We start from the raw sequence: 15,909 nt of genomic DNA on the forward strand, positions 1-15,909 counted from the left end.
CCCCGTGAATTTCTTCATTCGCAAGCAGAACCAGCCGGTTCACCTCTATCGTACCGCGATCATCGATATCGGCTCCAATTCGGTGCGCCTGGTGGTGTTCTCCGGACCGCGGCGCAATCCGGCGCTGATCTTCAACGAGAAGGTCATGGCCGGGCTGGGGCGCTCGCTTGCCGAAACCGGCATGATCGACGAGCCATCGATGGCGCGCGCCATCCAGGCGCTCGAACGTTTTCGGATCGTCGCGCGCGAAATGGATGTCGACGAGACCGTGTGCGTGGCGACCGCGGCGGTGCGCGATGCCGGCAATGGCGAGGAATTCACCCGCAAGGTCGAGGCGCTGGGTCTGGATATCACGATCCTGTCGGGCGATGACGAGGCGCGCACGGCGGGTCTGGGCGTGATTTCGGCTATTCCCGATGCCGACGGCATTGTCGGAGACCTGGGCGGCGGCAGCCTCGATCTTGCGCGCGTCGCCGGTGGCGAGGTGCTCGATACCGCCACCCTGCCGCTCGGCGTGCTGCGCGCGGCCGCCATCCGGCGCGGCGATTCGGCGGCGCTGTCGCGTACTTTCAAGAAGATGGTGGCGGCCTATCCGTGGCTCGCCGCGCATCCGGGCAAGCCCTTCTATCTCGTCGGCGGCTCCTGGCGCGCTTTCGGGCGGCTTGACATGCACCTGACGGCCTATCCGCTCAAGGTTCTGCACCAGTACCGGATCGATGTCGCACGGCCGGAAAAGGTGCTGGCGGGCTATCGCAGCATGGAGCGGGATGCGCTGCGCCAGGCAACCGGGCTCGCGCCGTCGCGCATCGAGACGCTGCCCGATGCGATCGCGCTGCTCCGGATGATGCGAGACCTGGTGAAGCCGAACGCCTTCGTGCTGTCGTCCTTCGGCCTGCGCGAGGGCCTGCTCTACGCCCGGATGGACCCGGAGGTACGCCAGCGCGATCCGCTGCTCGTCGCCACCGAACGTTTCGGCCAGCTGCAGTCGCGCTTCGGCGAGGATGCGCGGCCGTTGTTCGACTGGATAGCGCCGGTTTTCGGCGACGACCCGCCCGAATGGCAGCGCTGGCTGATGGCGGCGTGCCACCTGTCCGATGTAGCCTGGCAGGCGAGCCCCGATTTTCGCGCCGAACGCGGGCTGGAGATCGCGCTGCATGGCAACTGGGTCGGCATCGATGTCATCGGGCGGTCAATGATCGGGCAGGCGCTCTATACCAATTTCGGCGGTGGGCCGCGTCCGTTCCCGCTCGAACGCCATGTCGCATCGGATGCCATGCTCAACCGGGCGATCGGTTGGGGACTGGCGATGCGCCTGGCACAAAGGCTCGCGGCGGGCACGCACGATGTCTTGCGCCGATCGCGATTGCAGCGCAGCGGCGATGCGCTCGAACTGGTGCTGGAACCGCGCGACAAGGCCCTGATGGGCGAGGTGGTCGAGCGCCGCCATCGGCGTTTGGCGCAGTTTCTCGGGCTGCGGGCAACCGCAATCTGAGCGGCCCTACTGGTAAAACGCCAGACCAGGGTTTATCTAGCGGCAAACGCAGCTGCAAAGGGATGGCGCATGTTCGGCGCACTGAGCGAATATCTGGACTCGATCCGCGTGCGCGACCCTGCTCCGCGCTCCCGCTGGGAAATCCTGCTTTATCCGGGTGTGCTTGCGCTAGGTCTGCACCGCGTGGCGCACTGGCTGTTTACCGGAGAGCTGTATTTCCTCGCCCGGTTGGTCAACCATATCTCGCGCTTTCTGACGGCGATCGACATCCATCCGGGCGCGCAGATCGGCAAGTTCTTCTTTGTCGATCATGGCTTCGTCGTCATCGGTGAGACCGCCGTCATTGGCGACAATGTCACGATTTATCAGGGCGCGACGCTCGGCGGGCGCAACCCCACCGATGGCGTAGGCGGCAAGCGTCACCCCACGATCGAGGACGATGTCATCGTCAGCCTGGGCGCAGCGATCCTGGGCCCGGTGACCGTCGGCAAGGGCGCCCGCATCGGCGCCAATGCGGTGGTGACCAAGGATGTCGCTCCGGGATCGGTGATGGTCGGCATTCCAGCGCGGCCGACGCCGGTCGACGCTGCCGAAAAGCAGCGCGGGTTCGTGCAATATGGCACGCCGTGCAGCCAGACGTTCGATCCCAATACGCAGAAGCTCGAGCTGCTGCAGTGCGAGATCCGCCAGATGCAGGAGAGGATCGCGCAGCTGATCGACGAGCGTGACGAGGCCCGCCGCGCCGCGCGGCCTGCCGAGCCTGATCGTGACAGCGGGACCGCTGCTTGAGCATCGGCGGCAACGTTTCGCTCTTTCCGGTGCCGGGAGCCCCGGGCCAGGTCGGTTTCGACCGGGAGGAGCTTGGCCGCATTCTCGACCTGTATGGCCGTATGGTCGCAGCCGGCTTGTGGCGCGATTATGCGATGGACCTGGGCCGCGATGCGGCGGTGTTCTCTGCCTTCCGCCGGGCGACCGAGCGGCCCGAATATCGCATCGAGAAGCGTCCTGCGCTGCGCCGCAAGCAGGGCCAATGGGCGCTGGTGGGAGAAGGCGGTGCGGTGCTCAAGCGCGGGCACGAACTGTCCGGCGTACTCGCCCCGCTCGAGCGCAAACTGGTAAGGGTCGTCGACTGACCCCGGCTCAGACGTCCATCTCGTGCTCGCCGTGCGGCTCGAGACTGGCCGTGTGGAGCAACTGGCCGAGCCAGGCCGCAATCACGCACATCGCGGCACTCAGCAGCAGCTGGTAGATCACGTCGAGCCCGGCGACGCTGAGGCCGATCGCGATCAGCGAGCCGATCACCATCGCGCCGGAATTGACGATATTGTTCGCCGCAATCGTGCGCGCCGCCTCGCTCTTGTGCACGGTGGTGGTAAGAAAGGCATAGAGCGGCACCACGAACATGCCGCCGGCGACCGCAATGCCAAGCAGCGAGAGCAGCAAGGGGATCGCCATCGGATGGGTGACGAACTCGCCCACGCTGAACAGCGATCCGGGCTCGTCGGGCACCCATTGACGGCAGACGAAGAAGAACGCGACGACGAACAGACCCATGACGATCACCGATACCGGCGAATAACGTGCCGACACGGTGCCCTTGAGCAATGCGTTGATCGCGACCGATCCGATCGCGACGCCGATCGAGAATACCACGAGAAACAGGCTCGCGACCTCCTTGCTGGCGGTCAGCACGTTCTTGGCGAGCGGCGGGAACTGGATGAACAGCACCGCGCCGATCGTCCAGAAGAAGCTGATCGCGATGATTGCCAGGAATACGCGACGCACCCGGGTGGTCGCCTTGATCAGCGCGATCGAAGCGCGGATGAAGTTGAAATCGAGCTTGGTCGCTTCGGTCATCGGCGGGGCCGGCGGCACCTGGCGTCCAGTGAAATAGCCGATGATCGCGGTAAGAACGACCGCGACGCCCGCTACCTCGACCGGAATCCATCCCGCCAGGATGGTGCCGAGCAGGATGGCGATATAGGTTCCTGCCTCGACCAGCCCGGTGCCGCCGAGCACCTCTTCATCGTTCAGGTGCTGCGGCAGAATGGCGTATTTGATCGGCCCGAAAAAGGTCGAATGAATGCCCATGGCGAACAGCGCCAGCATCATCAGCGGTATGGCGACCGTGTGCACCGCGGTGCCCGCCCAGGCCATGTATAGCCCGGTTCCGCCGACCAGCATGATGATGATCTCGCAGAACTTGACGATGCGGATGATCACCGCCTTGTCGCGCGTATCGGCAAGCTGTCCGGCCAGCGCGGACAGCAGGAAGAACGGCAGGATGAAGATCGCGGTCGCAATCGCGCTGAACCAGGTTTCCGCCGTCTCGTCGTTGTACACGCTGTACACGACGAACAGAACCATGGCGTTCTTGTAGAGATTGTCGTTGAACGCGCCGAGCAGCTGGGTCACGAACAGGGGGAGAAAGCGCCTCTTGTTCAAAAGCGCGCCAGCTGAAGCCATGCTGAGTGTTCCTCGGTGGTTTGCCCGCAAGGCCCTCCGCCATCCGGCCTGCCCGGTGCGGGCGAGCGGCGATACGAAAAGCCTTGGCCGCCGTATCGGGTTCATGGGGCAGACGGTCAAGCCATTTCCATTGTCGGATAATCCGGTTATGAGGCGCACAGCCTATGCTCACCGTGCCCAACATCCTCACGCTCTCGCGGATCGTCACCGTGCCCTTGCTGGCCGCCCTGCTATGGTGGCCCGAATGGGCGACCGGCTATCTCATGGGCTTTGTCGTCTATTGCCTGATGGGCATTACCGACTATTTCGACGGCTATCTGGCACGCGCCCAGGGCGCGGTCTCCAGGCTCGGCATCTTCCTCGATCCGATTGCGGACAAGATCATGGTCGCGGCGGTGATCCTGATTCTCTGCGCCAATGGCAACATCCACGGGCTGCACGTCATCGCTGCGCTGATCATCCTGCTGCGCGAGATCACCGTTTCGGGCCTGCGCGAATTTCTCGCCGGATTGCAGGTTTCGGTGCCGGTGTCGCAGCTCGCCAAGTGGAAGACGACGCTGCAGCTGCTCGCGCTCGGCACGCTGATCTTCTCGGGCGGCTTTCCCGACCAGCCATGGATGCAGCAACTGGGCCTGGCCGCGCTATGGACCGCAGCGCTCCTGACGCTGGTCACCGGCTGGGACTATCTGCGCGTCGGTATCAAGCACATGGATTGACCGGGTCACGACTGGTTTTTCGTCATTCCCGCGCAAGCGGGAATCCCGCTTTTTGGCGAGCCATTTATCTGAAGCGGGACCCCCGCCTTCGCGGGGGTGACGGCAGAAAACGCCGCTCAACTGAAACTCAACCCGCGCATTTCCCCTCGGCATGGCCGCGCCGCAGGATGTCGGCGAGCATGCGGAATTCCTCGGCGCGGGGGCTGTTGCGACGCCAGATGATCGCGATGTCGCGCGAGGCATGGTCCGCGAGCAGCGGGCGCGCCACGACATCGGTGTTGTTCAATATGCCCGCATCGATCGCGATCTGCGGGAGCAGGGTCAGGCCCAGCCGGTTGTCGACCATCTGCACCAGCGTGTGCAGCGAGGTGCCGAACATCATCGCGCTCGCACGCAATTCGGGCCGGTTGCAGGCGGCGAGCGCATGGTCCTTGAGGCAATGGCCGTCCTCGAGCAGCAGCAGCCGCGATTCGTCGATCAGTTCGGGCGCGACCTTTTCCGGCGGGTCGCGCGGATCGTCCTTGGGAAAGGCGACATAAAGAGCATCGCTGAACAGGATTTCATGCTCCACATCGCCCGCCGGAAAGGGCAGCGCCAGCAGCACGCAATCGACCTGGCCGTGGTGCAGCGATTCGACCGCTGCGCCGCTGACCTCCTCGCGCAGGAACAGCTTGAGCTCGGGCTGCTCGCGGCGCAGACCGGGCAGCAGCCGTGGCAGCAGGAACGGCGCGATGGTGGGGATCACGCTCATCCTGAGGTCGCCCGACAGCGGCTTGCCCGAAGAGCGGACGAGATCGGCAAGCTCCTCGGCCTCGCGCAGGATGCGGTGTGCCTTGGCGACCACCTTGTTGCCGAGCGGGGTGAAGCGCACCACGCGCCGCGTGCGTTCGACCAGCACCACGCCGAGCAGAGTCTCCAGCTCGCGCAGGCCCGCCGACAGCGTCGACTGCGTCACGAAACAGGCGTCTGCTGCCTTGCCGAAATGCCCATGCTCCTCGAGCGCAACGAGATATTGCAGCTGCTTGAGCGTGGGAAGGTACGAGGTCATGGCTGCTCCGCGAGCGCGGCGGTCACCACCACCTCTTCGGGCTCGACGGCGAGTTCGGTGCGGGTCATCTTGATCCGGCCATCGGCGATCGCGAAGGCCATGCGCCCTTCGACCAGCGCCAGCGCATCGCGCCCGAACTGCTCGAACCGCCAGCCTTCCAGGATCGGCAGTCCCTTGCGCACGCCTGCCGCCAGGGCCTCCAGATCGTCGCTGCGCGCCAGCAGCCGAGCGGCCACGTCGATCTCGCGCGAGCGGATCTTGAGCAGCAGCTTGAGCAGGTCAGCGACGAGCGCGCCTTCCTTTCCCAGCGCGGGGCCACGCGGGCTCTTCGGCGGCATTTCGGCAGCGGTCAGCGGGCGCGCCGCGAACAGCGCGTCCATCATCCGCGCGCCAATGTCATTCTCTCGCCAGGCGCCGGACAGCCCGCGGACCTTGCCGAGTTCGGCCTGGGTCGAGGGCGGATGCGCGGCGATATCGGCGAGCGTCTCGTCCTTCATGATGCGGCCGCGCGGCAGATTCTTGTCCTGCGCTTCGGTCTCGCGCCACCAGGCGAGCGCGCGCATGCGGCCCAGAATCTGCGCGCTGCGGCCCGGCGGACGGATGCGCTGCCAAAGGGTGTCGGGATCGGGCTTGTACTGGCGCGGGTCGCCCAGCTTCTCCATCTCGATATCGAGCCACGCGCCGCGTCCGGTGCGGCGGAGCTTGTCGAGCATTTTGGGGAAGATCTTCGCCAGATGCGTGACATCGCCGATCGCATAGTCGATCTGCCGCGCCTCGAGCGGGCGGCGCGACCAGTCGGTAAAGCGCGCGCCCTTGTCGACGGTCAGCCCCAGCCAGCTTTCGACCAGGTTGGCGTACCCAATCTGCTCGGCCTGACCCAGCGCCATGGCCGCGATCTGCGTGTCGAACAGCGGGGACGGGGTCTTACCGGTGAGGTTGAAGATGATCTCGATATCCTGCGGCCCTGCATGAAACACCTTCAGCACATCGTGATTTTCGGTGAGCAGGTCGAGAAGGGGGCCAAGGTCGATCCCGGGCGCCTTGGGATCGATTGCCGCTGCCTCTTCCAGATTGCCGATCTGTACCAGGCACAGTTCCGGCCAATAGGTGTTTTCGCGCATGAATTCGGTGTCGACCGCGACGAAATCGGATTGGGCGAGGCGATCGCACAGCTGCGCGAGGGAATCGGTGTCGGTAATCAGCGGATGGATTTTCATGGGCAACCTATACAGCCTGCGCCTGCCGCCGCAAACCATCGCGCAAGTCCACAATCAATCCGTATTGGATGAGAATAACAAATTGGTATCTTTGAGAATCATGGGCTCTCCGTCTATGTAACGCACCGTATTCGCGGATGCCGGGGGCAAGCATGTGGGTGTATCAGCTGATCATCGTTGTTCTGGCATTGGCATTATTGGGCCAGTTGCTGGCTCAGGGCGGTGACGCGTTTCTCGTGCTGGAAAACTCTCGGCCCGTAGGTGGCGATCGCGAGGTGCTGACAATATTGGCCTGGGGCTTTGCAACGCGGGCCGGGCGAAGCGCCTGTATCTCCGATCCGGTCGGGCACGGGATCAACGATATGCGCTTTTCGATGAGCCTGGGGCAGATTCTGCTGTCGCTGATCACGCTGGGTTTCGTGCGTCGGGTGAACATCGATTACCGCCTGCATTCGGGCAACAGCCCGGTCGGTGGAACCTGATGCCCCGTCCCTTGCGCCATGGCCCTCGTCACTGGGTCAACTATCACGGCACAGAATCGGCAGAGCTCGGCGATCTGATCGAGCTGCTGAACAGCGAGCGGGAGGGCGGGCGCGACGTCCTGCACGACGTGGCCACTGACGTGCTGGCCTTGTTGCAGGAGGCGAGCCGAAGCGGGGCGAGCCTGCGCCCGCTGGGTGCAGGCTGGTCGCCATCGCCGATCGCGATCGTGCAGGGAGGCTGGCTGGTCGAGACGCGGCGGATCAACCGTTGCTTCGGCCTCACCGCGCAGGATGTCGTTCGGGGGACCGATCCGTCACGATTGATGCTGGTGCAGGCGGGGGCCACCGTCGACGAGGTCAATGACTGCGCCGAGGAACTGGGTCTCAGCCTGCGGACCGGTGGTGCGAGCAATGGCCAGACCTGGGCAGGAGCCTGCGCCACGGGCACGCATGGCAGCGTTCTGGATGCAGGCGGCATTCAGGATCATATCCGTGCGGTGCAGGTGGTGACGCCTTCGGGAATATTCTGGGTGGAGCCGCACAGGCCCGTCATGTCGCCGGAATTCGTTGCGGCGACCGGGAGCACGATCTTTCGCGATGATGATGTCTTTGCGGCCTGCCAGGTCGCCGTCGGCGCGATGGGCTTCATCACCGCGATGGTGATCGAATGCGTGCCCATCTACATGGTGCGCAACATCCAGAAGCGCGCGCGCATCGAGAGGGAGGATATCTCGCGCCTCGCCGAGGGCGACTTTCGCGGCTTCTCCCGCGCGTTCGGGTTGAACGAGGAGCCGCATTTCCTGCAGGTGATCCTCAACCCGTTCGCCCCGTTCGAAAAGGATGCGCTGCTACGCATGCTCTATCTGCGCGATTTCGACCCCGCTATCCCGCCGCCCCCGCGTCCGCTGACCGGCGCGGGCTATGATGCGCTTACCCTGATCGGCAAGGCGATGGCGGGCATCGATCTGCTCCGTGCCGACATCCTGCAGCTGGCGATGCGTGCGGGCTATGCGGTGCAGCGCGACATTCATGATCCCGAGGCGATCGCCACCTGGGGACACACCACCGAGCCGCACAATCCGATCGCCAATCTGTTCAACGGTTCGGTGACGATGCCGCGGTCCGATCTGGAACGCGCCTTCGATCCGTTGATCGAGGCGTTCCTGAGCGGCGGGGGCGGGACGGTGGTGACGCTGCGCTTCATGCAGCGCGCTGCCGGTCTGCTCGCCCCGGCGCGGTTCGACAGCAATGTCGTGATCGATTTCGATGGCCCGCGCAGCGACGTCAGCCATCGCAGCTATCGCGCGGTGGTGGCGAAGCTCGATGCTCTGGGCATCCGCTTCACTCGTCACTGGGGCAAGACCAACGATCTCGATGCCGTGCGCGTGGCCCGCGATTATGGCGACGACTATCGCCGCTTCCGCGTCGCGCAGCGCCGCCTGATGCCCGATTCGGCAGATATAGCGGTGTTCCGCTCCGACCCGTTGGTGCATTTGGGTCTGATCGACTGATCCGGTTCGGGGCGCGATCGCGCTGAAAGCTTGACAAAAGCGCATCGGCGCGGTGTTAGCCGCGCTATCGGCTGGCCTTGCTATCGGGCAGGCTCATCATCGCCCATTTTCGATCAGGATCCATGGTTCTCATGCACGCATATCGCACTCATAGCTGCACCGCGCTTCGCGCTTCCGATGTTGGCCAGCAGGTCCGCCTGTCGGGCTGGATCCATCGCAAGCGCGACCATGGCAACCTGCTGTTCATCGACCTGCGCGACCATTACGGCCTAACCCAGATCGTCACCGACAGTGAGAGCCCGGCCTTTGCCGCGCTCGAGCGGCTGCGCGTCGAGAGCGTCGTTACGGTGACCGGCACGGTGATTGCGCGCTCGCCCGAGACGGTGAACGCAAATCTGCCGACCGGCGAGATCGAGGTCCGCGCGGCCGAGGTCGTGATCCAGTCCGCCGCCGAAGAGCTGCCGATGCCGGTCGCGGGCGAGCAGGAATATCCCGAGGATATCCGGCTGCGGTACCGCTTCCTCGATCTGCGTCGCGAGCGGCTGCACCGCAATATCATGCTTCGTTCGCAAGTGATCGCGTCGCTGCGCCGCCGGATGGTCGAACAGGGCTTTACCGAATTCCAGACGCCGATCCTGACCGCATCCTCGCCCGAAGGCGCGCGTGACTATCTGGTCCCCAGCCGCGTGCATCCCGGCAAGTTCTATGCGCTGCCCCAGGCACCGCAGATGTTCAAGCAGCTGCTGATGGTGGCGGGCTTCGACCGCTATTTCCAGATCGCGCCGTGCTTCCGCGACGAGGACGCGCGCGCCGACCGCAGCCCGGGCGAGTTTTACCAGCTTGATCTTGAAATGAGCTTCGTGACGCAGGACGATGTGTTCGCGGCGCTCGAGCCGGTGCTCGCCGGCGTGTTCGAGGAATTCTCGGGCGGCCAGCATGTCACACCCGCTGGCACCTTCCCGCGCATTCCCTATCGCGAGGCCATGCTGAAATACGGCTCGGACAAGCCCGACCTGCGCAACCCGCTGGTGATCAGCGACGTGACCGAGCATTTCGTCGGGTCGGGCTTCGGCCTGTTCGACAAGATTGTCGGCAGTGGCGGCAAGGTTCGCGCGATCCCGGCTCCGGGTGCCGGCGCGATGAGCCGCAAGTTCTTCGACGACATGAACGACTGGGCGCGCAGCGAAGGGCATGCGGGCCTGGGCTATATCAACATCAAGGATGGCGTGCCCGGCGGCCCGATTGCCAAGAACCATGGTGAGGAAGGCACGGCCAAGCTGATTGCCGAACTCGGCCTCGGCCCGAATGATGGCGTCTTCTTCGCCGCGGGCAAGGAACTTCAGGCCGCCAAGCTGGCCGGCGCCGCGCGCACCCGCGTCGGCGAACAGCTCGGACTGATCGAGCAGGGCGTGTACAAGTTCTGCTGGATCGTCGACTTCCCGATGTTCGAATATGACGAGGACGCCAAGAAGATCGATTTCAGCCACAACCCCTTCTCGATGCCGCAGGGCGAGATGGAAGCGCTGGAAACGATGGACCCGCTCGACATTCTCGCCTGGCAGTATGACATCGTCTGCAACGGCGTCGAGCTGTCCTCGGGCGCGATCCGGAACCATCGCCCTGACATCATGTACAAGGCGTTCGAGATTGCCGGGTACAGCAAGGAGGATGTCGAGAAGAACTTCTCGGGCATGCTCAACGCTTTCAAGTACGGCGCGCCGCCGCACGGTGGATCGGCGCCCGGCGTCGACCGCATGGTCATGCTGCTCGCCGACGAGCCGAACATCCGCGAGGTCGTGCTGTTCCCGATGAACCAGAAGGCCGAGGACCTGATGATGGGCGCGCCGTCGCCGGTCAGCCTCAAGCAGCTGCGCGAACTGAACATCCGCGTGGTCGAGCCCCAGAAGAGCTGAAGCCGGGCTGATTGCAAAAAACTGTGAAACTGTGATACTGCGGTAGTCATGAAAAACGTGACCATCGCGCTTGATGACGAAACGCACCGGCTCGCCCGCATTCGTGCGGCCGAGCTCGGCACGTCGCTGTCGGCCATGGTCAAGGCGTATCTGCAGGGCATTGCAGCGGGCAATGTCCCCGCATCCGCGCCCTCAGCCGGAGCGCGTGAAATGCCGATGCCCTATGCCGCCGTTCCCCCTGCCGATGATTTCGTGCCGCTGAAAAAGCCCCGGCAGCCGGGCGCTCTGCGGGGCAAGATCCATATGGCGGAAGATTTCAACGAGACCCCGCAATGGCTGATTGACGCCATGGAGGGCAAGGACAGCGACAAGCCCTGGCCCATCGGCTGATCGATCTGGACTGAGCGATGCGGCTGATGCTCGATACCCATACTCTGCTGTGGTGGTTGCAGGACAATCCCCGGCTGGGCCAGAAAGCGCGCGCGCTGATCGCCGACCCCGATCACGAGTTGATGGTAAGCCTGGCCTCGCCCTGGGAGATTTCGGTCAAGCACCGCATCGGCAAGATGCAGGAGAGCGGAGCAGACGTCATGGCCGCGCTGGATGGGCAGGGTTTCGTGGTGCTCGATCTCAAGCCTGAGCATCTCCGCGTGCTGGAGGCGATGCCGCTAATCCATCGCGACCCGTTCGATCACCTGATCATCGCCCAAGCCCTGGCGGAGCGATGCGTTGTCATCACCGACGATGCGCAACTTCCTGCCTATGGCGTGCCTTGTCTGCCCGCCTGATCCCGTCATTGCAGTGACCTCTGGCACAGCTTTGCCGCATGACTTGGGCAAGGATTGTGTTACATTTCAACGGAATCGCGCTGCCATGGCGGTGCAGCTATCTGGGGCGAAAGGCATGGGGACTAAGTTTGGATCACGGGCGCGCAAGCTGCGCCTGGCGATGGTCATGGCCGGGCTGGCATGGTCAGGCGTCGGTCATGCCGAGACGCTGACGGTCGACGCGCTCTATCCCGCGCGCGACCGGGACGCCGCGCAGGTCGGCTCGCTGGTGGTCGAGCGCTTTGGCGGACGCGATGGCGCGGAACTGTCGTTCGCTCTGGAGGGCGTGCTGAACGAGGTCATCGTCTATGGTCAGCCCTATTTCAAGGTGGTCGCCGAACGATCCTCGGCGCCGGCCGACGCGGTGCTTTCCGGTATCGCCACCGCGCAGGTGCAGAACCAGCCGGTCGAGGAAAATCGCAAGGAATGCGTCGAGCGCGACGGTAACGACAAGTGCATCCGCGAGGAGCAGGTGAAGATCCGCTGCAATCGTCGGATCGTCTCGCTCAACCCGTCGCTGCGCATGGCGCGGATCGACGATGGCGCGATCGTCTATCAGCGCCAGATATTCAAGAGCGACCAGGTGGTGACCTGCCCTGACCGCCAGGCCAATCGCAGCCTGCCCGATACGGTGTCGATGCTGGTGGAGCAGGTCGCGGATGAGGTGCGCGATGACATCGCCCCGGTGTTCCGCAGCGACGCCATCCGCGTGCTGGAAGGCCGCAAGGGGCTCGACAAGGACCAGTCGAACCGGTTCAAGGATGCGCTCAAGGCAACCTTCCGGGACCCCGGCCAGGCCTGCTCGATCTGGCAGTCGCTCGATACCGAGGCGCCGGGACAGAGTTCGGTCGTCTTCAACCTCGCACTGTGCGCCGAGCAGCGCGGCGAGCTTGATGAGGCCATGACGCGCTATCGCCAGGCGCAGACGCTGCTGCCGCGCGAACCGGCGATCCGCGCGGCGTTTGACCGGATTGCCGCCCGGCAGGCTGCAGAAGCCGATTACAACGCCCGCGAGGCGCGACTGGGGGGAACGGGCTCATGACCATCAAGCTATCCGACTATGAGAAGGGCGCCGGCTTTGATGGCGACTACGATGCCGCTTTGAAGGACCTGCAGGAACGGCTGTCGCATGCGCATGCCCGGCACATCGTCCATGGCCACCGCGCGATCATCGTCATGGAGGGCTGGGACGCGGCGGGAAAGGGCGGCATCATCAAGCGGATGACGGCGGAATGGGACCCGCGCTACTTCCAGGTCTGGCCGATCAGCGCGCCGACGGCATATGAAAAGGACCGGCATTTCCTCTGGCGCTTCTGGCAGAAGCTGCCGGGCAGCCGCGAGATATCGGTCTTCGATCGCTCCTGGTACGGGCGCGTGCTGGTCGAACGGGTCGAGCAGTTCGCGAGCGAGCGCGAATGGAAGCGCGGCTATGATGAGATCAACGAATTCGAGGCGCAGCAGGTCGATGGCGGCACCGCGATCATCAAGATATTCCTGCACGTGACGCAGGCAACGCAGGACAAGCGCCTCGCCGACCGGCTGTCCGTCCCCGAGAAGCGCTGGAAGGTGACGCACGACGATTTCCGTAATCGCGCAAAACGCGCGGATTATCTCGACGCGATGCACGACATGTTCCGCCAGACCGACACCCGCTGGGCACCGTGGAAGGTGTTCGACGGCAACAGCAAGAAGGCCGCGCGCATTGCGGTGCTGACGCATATTGCAGAGCGGCTCGAGGCCAGCGTGCCCAAATCGCTGCCTGATGCCGATCCCGAGTTGGTGGCACTGGCGAAGGAGGCGTTTGGCTACAAGGGGTAAGCACTGCCTATGACTCGAACAGCCTATTCGCGCATTAGACAGGCGGACGTCTGAAGCGAAAAGGATCGAATTTCGACAGCTACAGATGCTGGGTCATTGGAACCAATTTGGCGATGATATTGGGTTGCAAACAAATGCCTTCTGTCGAATTGTGTGGCCCATGAAGAAATTAGCTCCCTTGCTGCTCGTCTTGCTGGGCAATACCGCATCTCAGACCGCCGATCAGGGCATCATCTATGATTGCGATACTGCGTCCGGCCATTTTTCGTCGCTGGTGCTGCCTGTCCCGTCAGGCGGTTTCAACATTCAGGGCAAGGTACAAGTACGCACCTTGGCCGAAGTTGGAAAATGGGCGCCATTGACCCGCCTCACCGCCGTCAGCCGTCTGGCGGATGCAAGCGATTCACCGACCGCTGGCGCAGGGTTCATGCTGCAGGCCTTGCCCGCCAAGATGGTCGACAAGCGGGCTGGCAAGGGTGCTGTGCAGTTCTTGCAATGGGAGGAACACAAAGCCGGGTCGCGAACCGAGTCCGAACCTTTCGGCCTCCAGCCGGCTATGCAGGAACTGGCCTTCACGATGCGCTATGATGGCAATGCGATTGCGATGTCGGTGGGGGGCGACCAAACCAGCATGATCATCGGTCAACCGTTGTCGGCAATCAGAATCATCTGCTCGACGGGCGAGTTTCTTTATACCGACCTGAAGATCACACCCGCTGGCCAATAAGATCTCGCTTTAGAACAGCTCGCCCTGCGTCCCGTCTGCCGGGGCGCGGAAGTGCGAGGTGTCCAGCACCCATTTGTGCTGGTTCAGCTCGGCGCGTTTCACCGCGAGGCGGAAGCGGGTGCGGATCAGGTCGGCCCATGGGCCCTTGCCGCGCATGCGCGAGCCGAAATCGGGGTCGTTGTCGCGACCGTCGCGCATCTGCTGGATGATCGCCATGACCTTGCTCGCGCGATCGGGGAAATGCGCGTCGAGCCAGGCGCGGAACAGCGGCGCGACCTCGTGTGGCAATCGGACCGGGATATAGGAGGCCGAGAGCGCGCCGGCCTCGGCCCCGGCGGCGACCAGCGCCTCGATCTCGTGATCGGTGATCGCCGGGATGACAGGCGATACGTTGATATGCGTCGGCACGCCCGCTTTGCTCAGCGCCCGGATCGCGGCAAGCCGCTTGCGCGGGGCGGCCGCGCGCGGCTCGAGCGTGCGGGCCATCGCGCTGTCGAGCGTGGTGACCGAGAGCGCGATGGCGACCAGATCGTACCTGGCCATCTCGGCAAGCAGGTCGATATCGCCCAGCACGCGGTCGGACTTGGTGGTGATCGAGACGGGATGGCGCGCCTCGAGGCAGACCTCGAGGATCGACCGGGTGATACGATAATCCGCCTCGATCGGTTGATACGGGTCGGTATTGGTGCCGAGCGCGATCACCTTGGGCACATAACCGGGCTTGCGCAGCGTCGCGCGTAGCAGCCTGGCTGCGTCGGGCTTGGCGAACAACCGGCTTTCGAAATCCAGCCCGGGCGACAGGTCGAGCCAGGCATGGGTGGGCCGTGCATAGCAATAGATGCAGCCATGCTCGCAGCCGCGATAGGCGTTGATCGACTGGTCGAACGGCAGGTCGGGGGAGCTGTTGCGTGAGATGATCGAGCGCGGGTGTTCGATCGTCACCGTGGTGCGCAGCGGGGCAGGGCTGTCGTCGATCGCGGCGCGCTGGTCGAGCCAGTCGCCATCGGCCTCGCGCACCGGCAGATTGAAGCGCGCCGACTCGCGGTTCAGCGGTGCGCCTCGGCCTTTGATCGGGGGCAGGTGGGCGGACATGCGCCGAGAATAGAACAATTCAGGAACAAATGCCACCGCTTTGGTCATTCCCGCGAACGCGGGAATCCCGCTTCCATGCTCGGAGGAACCAAGCCGGACCCACGCTTTCGCGGGGGTGACGACGGCGGCGATGGATCGAAACGCCTATTTCTCGCGCAGCCTTGGCATCAGCTCGATGAAATTGCAGGGCCGGTTGCGGCTGTCGAGCTGTTCGTTGAGAATGCCGTTCCAGCCATCCTTCACCGCGCCGTTCGATCCGGGCAGCGCGAAAATATAGGTGCCGCGCGCGAGCACCGCGCAGGCGCGCGATTGCACGGTGCTGGTGCCGATGGTCTGATAGCTGAGCCAGCGGAACAGCTCGCCAAAGCCCGGAATGTCCTTGTCCTTCACCCGGTCGAGCGCCTCAGGGGTGATGTCGCGTCCGGTGAGGCCCGTGCCGCCGGTCGAGATGATCGCGTCGATTTCGGGATCGTCGATCCAGTTGTTGAGCCGCACGACCAGCCTTTCGACATCGTCCTTCTCGATCGCGCGCGTGATCAGCCTATGGCCCTTGCCGGTGATCAGCCCGGCCAGGATATCGCCCGATGTGTCGTCGGCAGC

The 15,909-nt window shown here is 64.2% G+C and carries 17 protein-coding genes; 12 read left to right on the forward strand and 5 right to left on the reverse strand.

Going from position 1 to position 15,909, the window contains the following annotated elements; genetic code table 11:
• Nucleotides 1-4 precede the first annotated feature (4 nt).
• The 3 genes from AX735_RS07810 to AX735_RS07820 all read left to right on the forward strand — a co-directional run bounded on the left by AX735_RS07810 (nucleotide 5) and on the right by AX735_RS07820 (nucleotide 2,625).
• A complete protein-coding gene (locus AX735_RS07810; protein ID WP_066278226.1) occupies nucleotides 5-1,492 on the forward strand; it encodes a Ppx/GppA family phosphatase in 1,488 nt (495 codons plus the stop codon).
• Between the two features lie 69 nt (nucleotides 1,493-1,561).
• Nucleotides 1,562-2,281, forward strand: coding sequence for a serine O-acetyltransferase EpsC (gene epsC, locus AX735_RS07815; RefSeq protein WP_060979559.1), 720 nt, complete (start codon nucleotides 1,562-1,564; stop codon nucleotides 2,279-2,281).
• On the forward strand, nucleotides 2,278-2,625 hold the full coding sequence (locus AX735_RS07820) for a DUF2794 domain-containing protein (RefSeq protein ID WP_194249927.1): 348 nt from the start codon (nucleotides 2,278-2,280) through the stop codon (nucleotides 2,623-2,625). Before epsC ends, AX735_RS07820 begins: the two co-directional genes overlap by 4 nt.
• Before the next feature lie 7 nt (nucleotides 2,626-2,632).
• Here AX735_RS07820 and AX735_RS07825 read toward each other — a convergent pair whose 3' ends face one another.
• On the reverse strand, nucleotides 2,633-3,958 hold the full coding sequence (locus tag AX735_RS07825) for an MFS transporter (protein ID WP_066278228.1): 1,326 nt from the start codon (nucleotides 3,956-3,958) through the stop codon (nucleotides 2,633-2,635).
• Between the two features lie 164 nt (nucleotides 3,959-4,122).
• Between AX735_RS07825 and pgsA the strand changes: the two genes are divergently transcribed.
• Entirely contained in the window at nucleotides 4,123-4,674 is a 552-nt protein-coding gene (gene pgsA / locus AX735_RS07830; RefSeq protein WP_066278231.1) for a CDP-diacylglycerol--glycerol-3-phosphate 3-phosphatidyltransferase, read from the forward strand.
• A 127-nt stretch (nucleotides 4,675-4,801) separates the two neighbouring features.
• Here the strand turns inward: pgsA and AX735_RS07835 are convergent, their stop codons facing one another.
• Nucleotides 4,802-5,722: a hydrogen peroxide-inducible genes activator gene (locus AX735_RS07835; protein ID WP_066278236.1), complete on the reverse strand. Its 921-nt coding sequence runs from the start codon at nucleotides 5,720-5,722 to the stop codon at nucleotides 4,802-4,804.
• Complete coding sequence (gene rnd, locus AX735_RS07840; protein ID WP_066278240.1) at nucleotides 5,719-6,939, reverse strand: ribonuclease D; 1,221 nt, start codon at nucleotides 6,937-6,939, stop codon at nucleotides 5,719-5,721. Before rnd ends, AX735_RS07835 begins: the two co-directional genes overlap by 4 nt.
• Before the next feature lie 152 nt (nucleotides 6,940-7,091).
• On the opposite strand from rnd, the gene AX735_RS07845 reads away from it, so the two are divergent.
• From AX735_RS07845 to AX735_RS07880, 8 genes are all read left to right on the forward strand, one after another.
• Entirely contained in the window at nucleotides 7,092-7,421 is a 330-nt protein-coding gene (locus AX735_RS07845) for a hypothetical protein (protein ID WP_066278243.1), read from the forward strand.
• Nucleotides 7,421-8,932, forward strand: coding sequence for an FAD-binding protein (locus AX735_RS07850; RefSeq protein WP_066278246.1), 1,512 nt, complete (start codon nucleotides 7,421-7,423; stop codon nucleotides 8,930-8,932). Before AX735_RS07845 ends, AX735_RS07850 begins: the two co-directional genes overlap by 1 nt.
• A gap of 131 nt (nucleotides 8,933-9,063) precedes the next feature.
• Nucleotides 9,064-10,845, forward strand: a complete 1,782-nt coding sequence (aspS, locus tag AX735_RS07855) for an aspartate--tRNA ligase (RefSeq protein ID WP_066278248.1) — start codon at nucleotides 9,064-9,066, stop codon at nucleotides 10,843-10,845.
• Nucleotides 10,846-10,893: 48 nt separating this feature from the next.
• A complete protein-coding gene (locus tag AX735_RS07860) occupies nucleotides 10,894-11,235 on the forward strand; it encodes a hypothetical protein (RefSeq protein ID WP_066278255.1) in 342 nt (113 codons plus the stop codon).
• A gap of 26 nt (nucleotides 11,236-11,261) precedes the next feature.
• The gene (locus AX735_RS07865) at nucleotides 11,262-11,633 is read left to right on the forward strand and encodes a type II toxin-antitoxin system VapC family toxin (protein ID WP_202189531.1); all 372 of its coding nucleotides are present in this window, start codon (nucleotides 11,262-11,264) and stop codon (nucleotides 11,631-11,633) included.
• Between the two features lie 115 nt (nucleotides 11,634-11,748).
• Nucleotides 11,749-12,714, forward strand: a complete 966-nt coding sequence (locus AX735_RS07870; protein WP_137775360.1) for a tetratricopeptide repeat protein — start codon at nucleotides 11,749-11,751, stop codon at nucleotides 12,712-12,714.
• Nucleotides 12,711-13,490, forward strand: a complete 780-nt coding sequence (locus AX735_RS07875; protein WP_066278269.1) for a polyphosphate kinase 2 family protein — start codon at nucleotides 12,711-12,713, stop codon at nucleotides 13,488-13,490. Before AX735_RS07870 ends, AX735_RS07875 begins: the two co-directional genes overlap by 4 nt.
• Before the next feature lie 160 nt (nucleotides 13,491-13,650).
• Nucleotides 13,651-14,217 (forward strand): hypothetical protein, encoded by a 567-nt coding sequence (locus AX735_RS07880; protein WP_137775361.1) that lies wholly within the window; start codon nucleotides 13,651-13,653, stop codon nucleotides 14,215-14,217.
• A 9-nt stretch (nucleotides 14,218-14,226) separates the two neighbouring features.
• Here AX735_RS07880 and AX735_RS07885 read toward each other — a convergent pair whose 3' ends face one another.
• Complete coding sequence (locus tag AX735_RS07885) at nucleotides 14,227-15,309, reverse strand: PA0069 family radical SAM protein (protein ID WP_066278287.1); 1,083 nt, start codon at nucleotides 15,307-15,309, stop codon at nucleotides 14,227-14,229.
• Nucleotides 15,310-15,453: 144 nt separating this feature from the next.
• The coding region (locus AX735_RS07890) for a molybdenum cofactor synthesis domain-containing protein (RefSeq protein ID WP_066278272.1) at nucleotides 15,454-15,909 on the reverse strand (456 nt) is incomplete at its 5' end.

The organism is Blastomonas sp. CCH1-A6 (assembly GCF_001556365.1).
Taxonomy (GTDB): domain Bacteria; phylum Pseudomonadota; class Alphaproteobacteria; order Sphingomonadales; family Sphingomonadaceae; genus Blastomonas; species Blastomonas ursincola.